Origin of the sequence: Paenarthrobacter sp. NPDC089714, assembly GCF_044748905.1 — a bacterium.
Classification (GTDB): Bacteria; Actinomycetota; Actinomycetes; order Actinomycetales; family Micrococcaceae; genus Arthrobacter.
This window is the reverse complement of record NZ_JBIVGX010000007.1, coordinates 88,214-101,967: the sequence shown is the minus strand read 5'-3', so window position 1 is coordinate 101,967 and position 13,754 is coordinate 88,214. Positions and strand designations below refer to the sequence as shown.

The window sequence follows — 13,754 nt, the reverse complement described above, 5'->3', positions numbered from 1 at the left end:
AATCCCCGGATTCACGCTGATTCACGCGGAAATCCGAGCCGAAAATGCCTCGATTTGAGATCGGGCCGGGATGTGCTGTACAGTCATATCTCGGCCCGATGAGGCATCGGGGCGTATAGCTCAGGCGGTTAGAGCGCTTCGCTGATAACGAAGAGGTCCCAGGTTCAAGTCCTGGTACGCCCACGGAACCTAACAGGTTCAGGAAACTGAACCGGAACGAGGTACTTGTGAAGAAGTTGCTGGTTGTAGTTGCAGCGGCGGTCGCAGGTGTCCTGGTCTACAAAAAGGCCCAGGAATCCGAAGCCCGGAAAGATATCTGGAGCAAGTCAACCGACAAGGTGGACTAGCCCGGATCCCGGTCTTGAACTGGCAAAAACCAGTCAGGACGTGGGGTATGATTGACGGGTTGCTTCTTATGGGGGCATGGCGCAATTGGTAGCGCACCTGCTTTGCAAGCAGGGGGTTAGGGGTTCGAGTCCCCTTGCCTCCACCATAAGGAAAGTCCCGGTCAGGAATGACCGGGACTTTTTTGTTTAAGCCCCGGCCCCTTCCGAGAAGGGACCTCCCAACCCACGGCCCCCAACTGGGTCGCAGTAGTGCGCGTTTAGAACCCTCAAAACGCGCACTACTGCGACTCAGTTGGGTGGGACTGTCTTGAGGGCCCTTTCCAGGAAGGTCTTCATTTCGCTGTCGCCCAGCACGGGGGTAACAACTCCCAGATCGAGCGTGGGTTGGGTTTTCGCGCCGGCGGAGGCCAGCGCTGCCTGGACGTTCTTCCGGCCATCGGCAACCGCCGCCGAATCGCCCTTCTTCGCAGCATCAAGCATGGACAGGGCCGCCGTGACGCCTCGGCCGTACTCGCCTGCGGCGGCAGCCCAATGTGTTGCATCGTCTGCGAAGCCAGGCGCTGCCATCTTCGGCAGGAGCTCGGGCAAGCGCTCAAGCAGCCCAGCACGGGCCTGCAATCCTCCGGAAGGTGACCTGCCGGCGTCGTAATCGCTCCAGAACTGGTCGATATCGCGCCGCAGCGCCGGGGCCGACGGTGTGAGTTCGTCGTCCTGCCAGTCCTGGTTCAGGTCCACGAACGCCTTCACGGCGGCCTGCACCTCCGGATCCGGACCGGAAACCTGTGCCAGCGCGGCGTCCATGGACTTTTGCGGATTGTAGGCCGGGCCATTCCAGGAGTAGTCGGCGTAATTGAAGATCGCGGGCAAGGACAGGTAGGGCTGGATCATGGGGTTGGTGACAACACCGCGGATCGATTGGTAGAGGTCCGCGTCCCGCCCTATGAGTGGCGCCAGGAAGAGGTGGTCCTGCGAGAAGTCGTTCACCGGGTAGTTGTCCCAGATGACGAGGTCCCGCGGCGCTCCTTGCGTTCCGTAGCTGCGCCGGGCGGTTTCGGCAGAGTCGCGGGTGATGCGGTGGGACACCACGTCCTCTCCGGTCCACTGCACCACGATTCCGGGATCCAGGGCCCGGCCGAGTTCCTTCTTGTAGGGCGTGCTGCCGGAACCGGAGTAGAACGTAGGCACTGTTTCCAATGGTTGGAGGCCCTTTTTGCCGGTCGTGAAACGCTGGTTCAGTTCGTTCAGGAAGGACGCCTGGGCTTTCGCGAGGTTGGCTTGGCCGGAGCCGAATTCCTTGATGTCCTCGGAGCACTGGACCTTCGTGGCGATGTCGTCCAAGGGAATGACGAAGGACCGCACACCCAAGGAGTAAAGCGACTCGAGCTTGGTGATGGCGTCTTCCAGGTCCGCGTCCCGCGAATAGCAAACATCGATCCCTGGCGACAACGCGTACGTGAAGCGGATGTGGTTGGCCGTGGCGGTATCGATGAGCTCCTGCAGTTCCGTGAGCTCCTGGTCCGAGTAGAGCGTCCGCCACTTGTCCCGCAGGAGGGGATCGTCCTTGGGGGAATATATGTAGGTGTTCATCTTCTGGCGGGCAGCGAACTCGATGATGTCCAGACGGGCCTGATGGGACCAGGGCGTGCCGTAGAAGCCTTCGATGACACCGCGGGTCTCCATCAACGGCCAGTCACTGACGCGGATCGGAGGTACTGAACCGTCCTTCAGTACTTGGCGAAGGGTCTGGACGGCGTGGAAGAGGCCGTCCGCGTCGCTGCCGGCGAGGACCGCCGTCGGGATCCCTCCGGAGGTTCCCGTGGCCATCGCATAGCCTTCGGCCCGCTTGAGTGCTTCCTGGTTGGAGTCCGCGTTGTCCCGCCCGAGCTCCTTGAGCACCGTTCCTGCGGAAGATCCCTCCGAGGTTCCAAGGTAGACAGCGGAGGAACCATCGGCCGGATCGTCCACTGTGGTTACCACCTCATCGGTGCCGCCGCTGGCCTTCACCAGGTCCTGGACCGCTGCAAGGGACGGCTGGTCCGTCCCCGGTGGCGCCACGATGTACACCCGACCGTTCAGCGGCACCGAAGGACCGGACGAGGCGCTTGCGCGTTGTGGCACCGGATAGATGCCCGGAAGGCTTGCTGGGTGGCCGCCAAGGGTGGGCTGACGGTCCTTGGACGCAATAAACCAGCCCGCGACGAGTGCGGCTACCACGATCGCAGCAGCGGACAGCATTAAGGCCCGGCGCCTCCGCTTGGCTCCGGGATGGGCGGATGCTGCGTTCAATCAGGTATCTCCCTGGGTTTCTGAAACGATGTGTCAAGACAATCACACTGATCACGCCGCAGATAGTGCGGTTCCGGTTTTCCTGCCCCACTAAGGTTGATGCGTGAACCTCCTCATTTCCGCCCTGGGTGTTTTGGGCGTCGCCTCCTCCGGACCACTGATCGCCGGCACACTGGGTGCCACCTCGGTGACTGCCCTGGCGATTGCCTTTTGGAGGAACGCGATTGGCGCCGTGGTAATGGCCGCCCCCGTAGCTATCCGCACCCCAAGGCAAATCGGCCGGGTCACCCGGCGCGAATTCGGGTGGTCGGCGTTTGCGGCTGTTGCCCTGGCCTTCCATTTCGCCTGCTTCATCACAGCCCTCCAGCTGACGTCGGTTGCCGCGGCCACGGCGCTGGTTTGCCTGCAATCAGCGTGGATTGCCGTCTTCCAGTTGTTTCGGGGAACCAGACACCGCTGGCCGGTGCTGGTTGGCTTGGGGACCGCGTTCGGTGGTGTGGTTGCCATTACGGGTTTCGACATGGGGTCCTCCCCCGAAGCGCTCCTGGGCGATGTCCTGGCTCTGGCCGGTGGCGCCTTGGCCGGCCTCTACACCCTCGCTGGAGGCAAGGCCCGCCAGACGATGGGCACCGGAACCTATACGGCCCTTTGCTACGGAATGTGTGCCGCGCTGGTTGCCGTCATGGCCTTGGTGGCCGGCCAGCCGCTCTCAGGGTTCGACGCCGGAGGCTGGCTTGGGATTATCGCCATCACCGTGTGTGCGCAATTGGTGGGGCACACGGCGTTCAACCATCTGCTGGCCACCATGAGTCCGCTGGTGGTGTCCATGATTATCCTGCTGGAGATCCCCGGGGCGGCCATCCTCGCCGCCGTTTTCCTGAACGAGACTCTTCCCGGTGGCACCTACGCCGGGCTGGCATTGATCCTGGTTGGCCTGGCCGTGGTGGTAATCGGGCAGCGGCGCGGCCGGATCGAAGAAGACCGGCGCGAAGCCGAGCTGGGCGCGGACTGAAGCAGCCGCCGTCGTGCGTTTAAGCGGGGGTTACATGCCCCCGCGCCGGACGCCGCCCTGGGCAGCGTTGGCCGCGTGGATGGCGCGCAGCAGTTTCGCGGGGAAGTACACCGAGAAGAACACCACCATGGGCGCCTTCAAGGCCATCTTCTTGACGTTGTGGGCCTTGTACGTCCGGTCGAACCGCGTGACGTAGTACCGGTAATCCCGCGGGGAATCCTCAAGCCTCCGCGCGGACATTCCGGAGACCATCTGCGGCCAATACTGGATATGGAGATCGTGTTCTGCCAGGTGCAGGGACAAATCAATGTCCTCGTGCATCTCATCCTTTTCATCGAGGCATGCTTCGTCGCGGATGGTTTCCCACGCCGAGCGCCGGAGTGCCATGTTGGAGCCGAAAAGGAAGTGGTACTGGTGCTTGGCCAGCCGGAGCATCAGCTGGCGCATTTTGTCGTCGGCCTTCAGCCCGAAGCGGCGCATTGGCATGTCGTAATAGACCACGGGTCCGGTAGCTGCCTGGACGGTGGGGTCGGCGAAGGCTTTTTGGACCTGCTCAACCCAGTCCGGTTCAAGGACCGAGTCGGCATCAATGCGGCCCACAATCTCGCCTTTGGCATGGTTGAGGCCGTAGTTGCGCGTAGGGATGAGGCCCTGGCTGTCAGCCTGTCGAAGCAGGATGATGGGGCTTTCGGGGTATTCCTGCTGCATCTGCCGCACGATCCTGGCGGTGCGGTCCGTGGACAGGTTGTCCACCACGATGATTTCCTCGGCGGGAACAGACTGGTAGATGGCAGCGATGAGGCACTGGCGAATGACGCTTTCCTCGTTATACGCCGGGATGACAATTGAAACGCCCGGAGGCTCCGGGACGTCCTTGAGTTCACCCACCACGGGTCTATCAGCTGACATCCCTTCAAATCTAACACCCGGGCCTCCGCCACCGGCGGACGCCCGGGTTACAAGCTGACTAACACTGAAGGGACCCCGGTGACGGGATCCCTTCAGTGTTCTTCAGCTGTGTGAGCCGTGGCGCCTAGGCTCCGGAGCCCTTTTCCTCATCCTTGTGGATGCTGGCAGCGATGTTCTTGACGGCCGTCTTGGCGTCGGTGGCAACCTTGGCGGTGGTGTCCTCGGCCTTTTCTGCGACGTCCTTGGCGGTTTCTTCCACTGCGGCGGTTGCTTCCTTGGCGCTGGCCGTGGCCGAGGCCGCAGCGTCAGCCGGAACGGGCGCGGGGGTGGGAGTCACCGGTGATGGTGTCTTCCACGGGTCCTCAACCGGCTTGGCAGCCTTCCAGGCAGCTACACCGGCTGCAACGGCGGCCGCGATCACGGTGACTACCAGCCAGCCGCGCTTCTTGGGCTTCTGCTGCTTGCCCAGCTGCTTGGACACAGCCTTGGTGGTCTCATCGGCAACAGCCTTGATGTGCTTGCCGGTGGCCTGTGCCTGTTCCTGGACACTGTGGACGACGCCCGAGTCCACCAGCTTCTGTGCCACGGCGTCCACCTGTGCCGGAGCGTTCTCCAGGGCGTGGTGCACGGCTACCGAGGCGTGGCCCAACTGCTCGGAGAGCTTAGGCAGGTACTCATCAACCACTTTGTCCCGGGCAACGCCCAAAGCCGGTGTGGCCTTGTTGAGGGTCTCCTGGATCTTGGGTGCTGCGTCCTCGACGGCGTCGTGGATCTTCGGCGCCAACTGGGCAAGGCCGTCCTGGATCTTCGGGGTGACCTTCTCGACGCCGTCCGCAAGGTTATGGGCGGCCGACTTCAGGCCTTCCTGGATCTTGGGAGATGCGCTGTCAATACCGTGCTGGATACGCGGAACAGCCCAGTTGACGGCTGCTTCAACACGTGGTGCCGCCCAGTCGCGGGCGTTGTCAACACCGGATGCAACAGAGTGCTCAATGTCGCGGGCAATACGGTCTGATTTCTTCACAACTACCTCCCGATACACATGCTGGTTTGTTGCTAGCCTACGTGTCCCAAGGAAGACGGGCCATTCATCCGTAAGATTCCTGCCGGATTTCACCGAGCGCGGAACCGGCTTTAGGGCCGCCACGGCGTTGACCCTGCATGAAACAATGGGCGCATGACCATTGCAACCGCAAAAGCAACAATCCACACGAGCCTGGGCGACATCAAGGTTGACCTTTTCGGTAACCACGCCCCCAAGACGGTCGCCAACTTTGTTGGCCTGGCCACTGGCGAAAAGTCCTGGACCCACCCGGAGACCGGCGAAGACAAGACCGGCACCCCGCTCTACAACGGCACCATCTTCCACCGGATCATCAAGGACTTCATGATCCAGGGCGGCGATCCCCTGGGCCGCGGCGTCGGCGGACCCGGTTACAACTTCGATGACGAAATCCACCCCGAGCTGACCTTCAACGCTCCGTACAAGCTGGCCATGGCCAACGCCGGCATCCAGATGGGCAAGGGCACCAACGGTTCCCAGTTCTTCATCACCACGGTCAACACCGACTGGCTGTTCGGCAAGCACAGCATCTTCGGCGAGGTCACGGACGAGGAATCCCGCAAGGTTGTTGACGCAATCGAGGGCGTCCGCACCGGTATGGGCGACCGTCCTGTTGAAGACGTTGTCATCAACAGCATCGACATCGAACAGCTCTAGCCAGAACCCATGAGCTACGGAGTCCCGTCGGCCGAGCCGTCCGCTGATATTCCGGTGTGCCCCCGGCACCCGGACAGGCCCTCCTACGTCAGGTGCCAGCGCTGCGGGCGCCCTGCGTGCCCGGAGTGCCAGCGGGCGGCCGCCGTCGGGTTCCAATGCGTTGACTGCGTCAACGAGCAAAAACGCACGACGCCGGCCTACCGCTCTGCGTATGGCGGGGCCTTGGCCGTGGGCCGGCCTTTGGTGACGTACACGATCATTGCGTTGTGCGTCCTGGTGTTCATTTTGCAGTGGATTGTCCCCGGAAACGCCGTCTACAGAGAGTTTGCGTTCGCCAACGTCCTGGCGGAGCAGGAGCCGTGGCGGATGTTGACGGCGGCGTTCCTTCACTCGCAGAGCTTCCTGCTCCACATCGTTTTGAACATGTACACCCTGTGGATTTTCGGCCAAGCCCTTGAGCCCTTGCTCGGGCGTGTCCGGTATTTGGCAGTGTACGTGTTGTCCGCCGTGGGTGGTTCTGTGGGGTTCCTGCTCCTGACGCCCGATGAACCTGCCATCGGTGTTGTGGGTGCCTCCGGTGCGATCTTCGGTCTCTTCGGGGCCATGCTGGTGGTCCAGCGCCATCGGGGCGGCGAAACCCGCCAGCTGTGGGTCCTGATAGCCATCAACGGTGCCATCGGTTTCTTCATCCCGGGCATCGCCTGGCAAGCCCACCTGGGTGGCCTGATTACTGGCGGCCTGGCTGCAGCGGCCATCGCCTACGCTCCCCGCGGTAAGAACCAGGCACTCCTTCAAGTGGGTGGACTGGTCCTGGTTGCAGCCCTTCTGGCGATCGTTACCTGGTTCCGCGTTTCTGCCGGCTAGCTGCCGTTCCACCCAAGTAGGTCGCAGTAGAGCGCGTTTTGAACGTCCAAAACGCGCACAACTGCGACTTAGTTGGGAGGGTCAGTCGCGGGCTACGGGTTGCCGGAGGATGGTCTTGAGTTTCTCCGGAGCAGTCCTTCGGGCATCACTGAGATAGATCTCGTGGTGTTTGCCGGTCATCCGCAGCGAGTTCTCCGGGATGTAGCCATGGTGCATTTCCTCCAGTACCGGCCCCTCAGCGTCGTATGGGCCCACGTGCAGGGTCTGCACAGCCAAGCCCTCATCGAGGCTTTCCAGGCGGAGTGAGTCCAGTGCGGGGGCACCGCCCTTGCCCGCCACAGTTTCCCGTGCTGCGTCCACGTGCTCCGGAGTGATCCAGTCCGGAGCCATGATCATCATGGTCCAGTCCCATTTGGATTTGTCCCGCGAGCTGGTGAAGCTGGCCATGTCCTCGGACCACCACAGGCCCTCCAGAGGCATGACTGCGTAGTCGCGGCCCAGCTCCTTCTTGCTGAAGAACTTCAGGGTGTAGGCCACGGGATACAGGGTGGAGAGCGCGTCCGTGTAGGACTGGGCCGTATTGGGATCACCGTGCCCATCCACCATGAGGAACTGCAGCGGAGGAACAGTCACCAGTTCCAGCTGTCCTGCACGGGCCTTGTAGCTGTGGATTTCCCGTTTGAAGTCAATCTTGGTCTCGCCGCCCATGCCTCTCCCCCGTTCACAGCTCCGCATGTTGCTTATCCACAGATGTTATCCACACTGTGTGTAACTTACATCTGTGTAGTTAGCCTTAACGAGGCCTGCATCCGGGGAACAGCGGGTAGATATCCCCCGTTTGGCATGTTTTCATCCACATCTGTGGATAACTTTGTCCCCGTAGAGGGTGATTATGTGGACAAACGGCCGCTTGGGGCTCGAGCTGTGGAAAACCCTGTTAATACCCCTGTTAATAAGGGTGTATCAACAGGGTTATCAACACTGTTAATAACTTACAGCCGTGTAGTTCGGGAGTGGATGAGCCCCGGAGAGCCCGCCAATTCGCGGGTTTCTTGACATCAACCCACACCTTTTCCCCATCTGTGGATAACTTGTGTGTAGTCGCTTGTTGTTAAGTGGATAGTCGCCCCCAGGACAACTTCTGCCGGGGCCTGCCGACGGAAGCCGGACAGGCTTGCCCAGAGTGAAAGACGCAACGCTCCGGAGGTGAACTTTCCATGAAGAAGCGGACACTATCCACAGGGTGATGCACAGTGGGTATAACCCTGTTCAGAACCGTTGGAGGCCCGTCATTGCCGCAATGGCGGCGAAGAGGGCAACAAATGCGTGGATGTCCACATAAGTTATCCCCGATTGTGGATAACTTTACCCACTTCTGTGGACAGACCGGGTGGCCAACCGCGGCGGTTAACCCCGGCGGTTAACCCCAGACGCCCGAGGACCCGCGCCGGTGGCTGTCCACTAAATGGGTGTCGATGATCCCGATGGCTTCCATGAGCGCGTACATGGTGGTGGGACCGACGAAGGCGAAACCCTTCTTGCGGAGGGCCTTGGAAAGGGCGAGGGACTCCGGCGACGTGGTGGCAATGTCTGCCAAGGTTCTGGGTGCCGGCGTGGACTCGGGCTTGAAGGACCACACGAAGTCAACCAGCCCACCCTCTTGACGCAAGGCAATGGTGGCTTTGGCGTTGGTGATGGCAGCGCGGATCTTGAGCCTGTTGCGGACGATCCCGGCGTCCAGCATCAGTCTTTCGACGTCCTCCTCAGTGAAAGCCGCAACACTCTCTGGGTGGAAGTCCATGAAGGCTTTCCGGAAGGCCTCGCGTTTCCGGAGAATGGTGGCCCAGGACAGGCCCGCCTGGAAGCCCTCGAGGCTGATGCGCTCGTACATCCCCTGCTCGTCCCGGACCGGCATGCCCCATTCATGGTCGTAGTATGACTGCATCAACGGATCTGATGCGGCCCATACAGGCCGCGCAAGGCCGTCCTCGCCAATGATGGTGCCGTTCTCTCCCGGGGTCATACGGTGCTCCTCTGTGGCATCCTCCGCAGCAGCCAGGGTGCGGCCTGCCACGGGTGGGTGTTCTGTGGATTATTCTGCCTGCTGGCTACGACAATCCTGTGACGCGCATGGTGATATTGATCCGCCCCTCGGAGAGCCCGCAGTCCGCGGGTGCCGTTCCGGGATGCACCTTGGGGATGCCGTGGTAGGCGAACCGCGAAGCACCGCCGAAGACGAAGAGGTCTCCGGAGCGCAAGTGGACGTCCGTGTACGGCTTGGTGCGGGTCTCTGTGTTTCCGAAGCGGAAGACGCAGGAATCGCCAATACTCAGCGAAACCACCGGCGCGTTAGAGTGCTCATCCTTGTCCTGGTGCAGGCCCATGGCTGCAGCATTGTTGTAGAAGTTCACCAAGGCTGCGTCCGGGGTGTAGTCCACGGCCAGGTCAGCCAATGATGAGTCCTTGGCCAGTTCCGGGGCGTAGGCGGCCGCGACAGCCTTCCTGCCGAGGCGCACCATCCAGTCCGGGAAGTCCAGAACGGGACGGCCGTTCACATCCGTAGCCTCCCGTGTGTAGCGGTACGGCTGCCAGTGCCAGCCGAGGCATACGGTCCGGACGGACATTTGGTGGCCACCGGGCAGCGTGGCAGCACGCAGTGGAACCGGGCCACGGGTCCATTCTCCGAAGCGGTCCACGATCCATCGCTGCTGCTCCAGGGTGAGCCAACCCGGCACGTGGACTGCGCCCGGGGCAATCAGGCGGGGACCGGCGTCGTGCGTGTCCGGCTGGACAAGCTCCACCGGAAACAGCGCGTCATCGCTCATGCCGCCTCCAGGGCCAACAGGGTGCGTTTGGCGTCGGTGCCGCCAAGGTACCCGCCGTACGAGCCATCAGAGCGGACTACCCTGTGGCAGGGAACGATCACCGGCAAGGGGTTGGTGGCACAAGCGGTGCCGACTGCCCTGACGGCCTTGGGACTGCCCGCGGCCTGGGCCACGTGGGCGTAACTCTCTGTGCTGCCGTAGGCGATCCGGGGAAGGTGGTGGAGGACATCCAGCCTGAACCCGCGTGCCAGCCGGAAATCGAGGGGAAGGTCAAAGCTGTGACGTGTGCCGCCAAAGTATTCGTCCAGCTGCCTGGCGGCCTCGTCCAAGCGGGACGGAGCCTTCAGGATGGCGGGGCTCACGTTGTCCGAGAGGAGTTGGAGGACTGCTTGGTGGTCTTCCAATTCAAAGGCCACACGCAGCATCCCCTGCGCGGTGGCGGCAAGCAGGAGTTTGCCAACCGGAGAGTCGACTACCGTGTAGGCGATCTCCAGCGAATTGTCCTCCAGGGCGTCACGGATCAGGCGGGCATGAAGACTGGCCAGCGCCGTTTCAAGTCCGGAATCCAAGGGCTTCAGGAGGGTGGCGACGTCGCCGTGGTCCGCGGAGGATTCGGGGGTCATCGGGAGGCTCCTTTCGGTGTTGCCGATACCAGGGTGGGGTGGGAGTTCATGGATTGGCCGGCGAGGGCCGTCCGGAGTGCCCTGACGCCGTCCGCTGCAGCCCGACGCGCGGCCTCGGGAGTGCCGCCGTGCAGCTCTGCAATGTCTTTGTAGGGAAGCCCTGCCAGGTAGTGGTAGGCCACGGCCTGGCGCTGCTTTGGTGGCAGCTGGCCCACGGCCTCGAGGACATCCGCGTGCCCATCACCAGGGATACCGATCCGGGACGGCTCCTCCGGGGGTGCGTCCACAGGGACCGCGCGCCGGCCCGTGGCGCGCAGCAGGTCAAGGCATTTCCGGTGTGCGATGGTCACGAGCCAGGCTTCGACGTTGGCGTCCGCCGGAAGGTCGCCGTACGCCTTAAGGGCTGCGAGGAAGGTTTCGGACCAAGCATCGTCGGCCTCGTGGATTCCAAGTACCGCGCGGCACACCCGAAGGACCGTGGCGCCGTGGTCCTGGACCACCGCCTCGAAGGGTCTCTTGATGGGTACAGCCGCAGTGGGACCCATCAGAAGAGTTTGCTCTCTCTGATGGACGCGGGTTCCTCCAGTTCCAGCAGGAATCGCTTGTTGGCCAACCCTCCGGCGTAGCCCGTGAGCTGGCCCTTGTGACCAACCACGCGGTGGCAGGGAATGATGATGCTGATCGGGTTGCGGCCCACGGCAGATCCGACGGCCTGGGCCAGATGGGGATCGCCCAACTCGGCGGCCAACTCGCCGTACGTGACTGTTTCCCCGAACGGAATACTTTGCAGCCGCTCCCAGACCCGCTCCTGGAAGGGATTCCCACTGGTCTTGAAAGCTACGCCGAAGTGGGTCCGGGTGCCGTCCAGGTACTCACGGAGCTCTGACTCGGCCTGCGAGAACACGGTATCCTCCGGATCCACCGCGTCTCCGAAGTACTCGGTTGGCGGCAAATGCCAGTGGCCCTCATAAAAGATGCCCGTCAAAAATTCCCCGCGGGCAGTCAGCGTCAACTGCCCCAACGGGGAATCCATGGTGGTGTGCCTGCTGTTCATACTCTGTAGACGTTCACTGGCACGGAAATGTGAGGTTGGAGTTTCTAGGAACGCCAGCGGGTAGTCATGAGGAAGCCGACGATCGCAATGCCGAAGCCGGCCACGATGTTCCATGAGGCCCAATCCCGGACCGGGAACTGCCCTTCAGTGATGTAGAAGGTGATGATCCAGATGAGGCCGATGATCATGAGGCCAAACATCACCGGCTTGTACCAGACCGGATTCGGCTTGTACTGCTGCGCAGCGGAAGTCTGCTGTTCCTGACGGGCAGGCCGCTTGCGGGGCTTGGACTCGGGCACGGATCCTCCTTGGCTGGTTCACATAAACCCGTCGCAGCCTGCCTTGATATCCTGCAGGAAGGAAAATTCCAGCGGTCAACGGCCAGCGGCGTTCCGGGTTGGTCTAGCTGTCAAGTCTAGCCGTAACCAAAGGGCCGGTTGCGCCGCCCGCGTCCCCAGACGAGGAGAGCCCGTGGCGCACCAGCAGACCTCAGCCGCTGCTGCTGTGCCGTCTGCCGAAAGCCGGAGGAACAAAGCCCCGCGCCGGAAGCTCCGGCCCATGGATGTAGTCCGCAAAATCAGCCAGATCATCGGTGAACTGCTCATCACCGCCGGCGTAGTCCTTCTCCTCTTCGTGGCATGGGAACTCTGGTGGACCAACGTAGAGGCCGACGCGAAGCAGACCGAGGCCGTTAAGAGCTTCGCGCAGGAATTCACCGGCCCCGTCACGCCCGCCGCACCGGCAGACTATGGCAAGCCCGTGGTGGGTACGGCACCGGGTAACGGTGGAACCATTGGCATCATGTACGTTCCCCGCTTTGGGGCAACGTACACGCGCCCCATCATTGAGGGCACCGGATCCGACGTCCTGGACACGTTGGGCCTGGGGCACTACGGAAGCACCAGCATGCCCGGAGCGGTTGGAAACTTTGCCGTGGCCGGGCACCGGCAAACCCACGGCGCCGTCCTGGACAGCATCCACACCCTGGTACCGGGCGACAAGATCTACGTCCAGACCAAAGACGGCTACTACACCTACGTTTTCCGCAACAACCAGATCGTGCTTCCGAGCCGGACCGACGTGTTGTTGCCCGTCCCCACCCAACAAGGGGCCACCCCCAGCGAAAGCATCCTGACCATGACCAGTTGCAACCCCCGTTTCGGGTCACAGGAACGAATCATCGCCTACTCAGTACTGGACAGTTGGCAACCTTCGTCAGCCGGACCGCCGTCGGACATTGCCGCCCTGGTCGCCCAAGCCCAAGGAAAGGGATAGCGGATGTACGCCTGGATTTTCCGTAACCTTCCCGGACCCCTGTGGGTGCGGATCCTGACCTCAGTGGTCCTCGTGGGAGCGGCCCTGGTACTTATGGTCGAGTTCCTTTTCCCCTGGTTTTCCCAATTCACCACCCTGACCGACTCAACGATTGGTGCAGCACAGCAGCCATGAGCACAACAAAAATCCTGGTCGTAGACAACTACGACAGCTTCGTTTACACCCTTGTTGGATACCTGCAGGAACTCGGTGCCGAAACCACCGTGGTCCGCAACGACGACGTGACGCTCGCTGAAGCGAAGGAACTCGCTGCAGCCCGCGACGGCGTCCTTGTCTCGCCTGGTCCTGGCACGCCTGCCGAAGCGGGTGTGTGCATTGAGCTCATCAAGTGGTGCGGCGAAAACAGCAAACCAATGTTCGGCGTCTGCCTGGGCCACCAGGCCCTCGCCGAAGCTTACGGTGGCGTGGTGACCCACGCACCGGAACTGATGCACGGCAAGACGTCGCCGGTACAGCACCAAGGCAAGAGCGTCTTCGCGGGACTCCCCTCCCCGGTCACGGCGACCCGCTACCACTCACTCGCTGCTGTCCGCGATTCCATCCCGGATGTCCTGGAGATCACCGCCGAAACCACCAACGGCGTGGTCATGGGCCTGCAGCACAAGACCGCACCGCTGTGCGGTGTCCAGTTCCACCCGGAATCCGTGCTCACCGAAGGCGGCTACCAGATGCTGGGCAACTGGCTGGAGTCGCTGGGCATGCAGGGCGCCGCCGAACGTGCGTCCAAGCTGAGCCCGCTGATCCAGCACTAGCTGCCGGAGAGCACTGACTGTCGCGGG

At 62.3% G+C, this 13,754-nt stretch carries 17 protein-coding genes and 2 tRNA genes; 9 read left to right on the top strand and 10 right to left on the bottom strand.

What is annotated here, in order from left to right:
- Positions 1–109: 109 nt before the first annotated feature.
- From ACIPY3_RS13855 to ACIPY3_RS13845, 3 genes are all read left to right on the top strand, one after another.
- Positions 110–183: transfer RNA gene (locus tag ACIPY3_RS13855), tRNA-Ile, on the top strand.
- Positions 184–227: 44 nt separating this feature from the next.
- Positions 228–347, top strand: a complete 120-nt coding sequence (locus ACIPY3_RS13850) for a DLW-39 family protein (RefSeq protein ID WP_400334914.1) — start codon at positions 228–230, stop codon at positions 345–347.
- A 70-nt stretch (positions 348–417) separates the two neighbouring features.
- Positions 418–493: transfer RNA gene (locus ACIPY3_RS13845), tRNA-Ala, on the top strand.
- A 142-nt stretch (positions 494–635) separates the two neighbouring features.
- Here ACIPY3_RS13845 and ACIPY3_RS13840 read toward each other — a convergent pair.
- Positions 636–2,633 carry a beta-N-acetylglucosaminidase domain-containing protein gene (locus tag ACIPY3_RS13840; protein ID WP_400334912.1) on the bottom strand — a complete coding sequence of 666 codons (1,998 nt, stop codon included), beginning with the start codon at positions 2,631–2,633 and terminating at the stop codon, positions 636–638.
- Positions 2,634–2,736: 103 nt separating this feature from the next.
- Between ACIPY3_RS13840 and ACIPY3_RS13835 the strand changes: the two genes are divergently transcribed.
- The gene (locus ACIPY3_RS13835) at positions 2,737–3,645 is read left to right on the top strand and encodes a DMT family transporter (protein WP_400334910.1); all 909 of its coding nucleotides are present in this window, start codon (positions 2,737–2,739) and stop codon (positions 3,643–3,645) included.
- Between the two features lie 30 nt (positions 3,646–3,675).
- Here the strand turns inward: ACIPY3_RS13835 and ACIPY3_RS13830 are convergent, their stop codons facing one another.
- A complete protein-coding gene (locus tag ACIPY3_RS13830) occupies positions 3,676–4,554 on the bottom strand; it encodes a glycosyltransferase (RefSeq protein ID WP_400334908.1) in 879 nt (292 codons plus the stop codon).
- Between the two features lie 124 nt (positions 4,555–4,678).
- Complete coding sequence (locus ACIPY3_RS13825) at positions 4,679–5,578, bottom strand: hypothetical protein (RefSeq protein WP_400334906.1); 900 nt, start codon at positions 5,576–5,578, stop codon at positions 4,679–4,681.
- 153 nt (positions 5,579–5,731) lie between these two features.
- Here ACIPY3_RS13825 and ACIPY3_RS13820 point away from each other — a divergent pair, with 153 nt between their 5' ends.
- Together ACIPY3_RS13820 and ACIPY3_RS13815 are read left to right on the top strand one after the other, a co-directional pair.
- Positions 5,732–6,274 carry a peptidylprolyl isomerase gene (locus ACIPY3_RS13820; RefSeq protein WP_397324233.1) on the top strand — a complete coding sequence of 181 codons (543 nt, stop codon included), beginning with the start codon at positions 5,732–5,734 and terminating at the stop codon, positions 6,272–6,274.
- A 9-nt stretch (positions 6,275–6,283) separates the two neighbouring features.
- On the top strand, positions 6,284–7,138 hold the full coding sequence (locus ACIPY3_RS13815; protein ID WP_400334903.1) for a rhomboid family intramembrane serine protease: 855 nt from the start codon (positions 6,284–6,286) through the stop codon (positions 7,136–7,138).
- 81 nt (positions 7,139–7,219) lie between these two features.
- Here the strand turns inward: ACIPY3_RS13815 and ACIPY3_RS13810 are convergent, their stop codons facing one another.
- The 7 genes from ACIPY3_RS13810 to ACIPY3_RS13780 form a co-directional block, all read right to left on the bottom strand.
- Positions 7,220–7,846, bottom strand: coding sequence for a GyrI-like domain-containing protein (locus ACIPY3_RS13810; protein ID WP_400334901.1), 627 nt, complete (start codon positions 7,844–7,846; stop codon positions 7,220–7,222).
- Positions 7,847–8,558: 712 nt separating this feature from the next.
- On the bottom strand, positions 8,559–9,161 hold the full coding sequence (locus ACIPY3_RS13805; protein ID WP_400334899.1) for a DNA-3-methyladenine glycosylase I: 603 nt from the start codon (positions 9,159–9,161) through the stop codon (positions 8,559–8,561).
- 85 nt (positions 9,162–9,246) lie between these two features.
- Positions 9,247–9,963, bottom strand: a complete 717-nt coding sequence (locus ACIPY3_RS13800; RefSeq protein ID WP_400334897.1) for an alpha-ketoglutarate-dependent dioxygenase AlkB family protein — start codon at positions 9,961–9,963, stop codon at positions 9,247–9,249.
- The gene (locus tag ACIPY3_RS13795; protein ID WP_400334895.1) at positions 9,960–10,586 is read right to left on the bottom strand and encodes a methylated-DNA--[protein]-cysteine S-methyltransferase; all 627 of its coding nucleotides are present in this window, start codon (positions 10,584–10,586) and stop codon (positions 9,960–9,962) included. The genes ACIPY3_RS13800 and ACIPY3_RS13795 overlap by 4 nt, the downstream gene beginning before the upstream one ends.
- The gene (locus ACIPY3_RS13790) at positions 10,583–11,131 is read right to left on the bottom strand and encodes an RNA polymerase sigma factor (RefSeq protein WP_400334893.1); all 549 of its coding nucleotides are present in this window, start codon (positions 11,129–11,131) and stop codon (positions 10,583–10,585) included. Before ACIPY3_RS13790 ends, ACIPY3_RS13795 begins: the two co-directional genes overlap by 4 nt.
- Complete coding sequence (locus ACIPY3_RS13785; RefSeq protein ID WP_400334891.1) at positions 11,131–11,640, bottom strand: methylated-DNA--[protein]-cysteine S-methyltransferase; 510 nt, start codon at positions 11,638–11,640, stop codon at positions 11,131–11,133. The genes ACIPY3_RS13790 and ACIPY3_RS13785 overlap by 1 nt, the downstream gene beginning before the upstream one ends.
- Before the next feature lie 44 nt (positions 11,641–11,684).
- Positions 11,685–11,939 carry a cell division protein CrgA gene (locus tag ACIPY3_RS13780; RefSeq protein ID WP_387437502.1) on the bottom strand — a complete coding sequence of 85 codons (255 nt, stop codon included), beginning with the start codon at positions 11,937–11,939 and terminating at the stop codon, positions 11,685–11,687.
- Positions 11,940–12,198: 259 nt separating this feature from the next.
- Between ACIPY3_RS13780 and ACIPY3_RS13775 the strand changes: the two genes are divergently transcribed.
- From ACIPY3_RS13775 to ACIPY3_RS13765, 3 genes are read left to right on the top strand one after another with little or no spacing between them, the layout of a single operon-like run.
- The gene (locus ACIPY3_RS13775; protein WP_400335072.1) at positions 12,199–12,915 is read left to right on the top strand and encodes a class E sortase; all 717 of its coding nucleotides are present in this window, start codon (positions 12,199–12,201) and stop codon (positions 12,913–12,915) included.
- Positions 12,916–12,918: 3 nt separating this feature from the next.
- Positions 12,919–13,089 (top strand): hypothetical protein, encoded by a 171-nt coding sequence (locus ACIPY3_RS13770; protein WP_397324240.1) that lies wholly within the window; start codon positions 12,919–12,921, stop codon positions 13,087–13,089.
- Positions 13,086–13,727: an aminodeoxychorismate/anthranilate synthase component II gene (locus ACIPY3_RS13765; protein WP_400334889.1), complete on the top strand. Its 642-nt coding sequence runs from the start codon at positions 13,086–13,088 to the stop codon at positions 13,725–13,727. Before ACIPY3_RS13770 ends, ACIPY3_RS13765 begins: the two co-directional genes overlap by 4 nt.
- Positions 13,728–13,754: the final 27 nt, after the last annotated feature.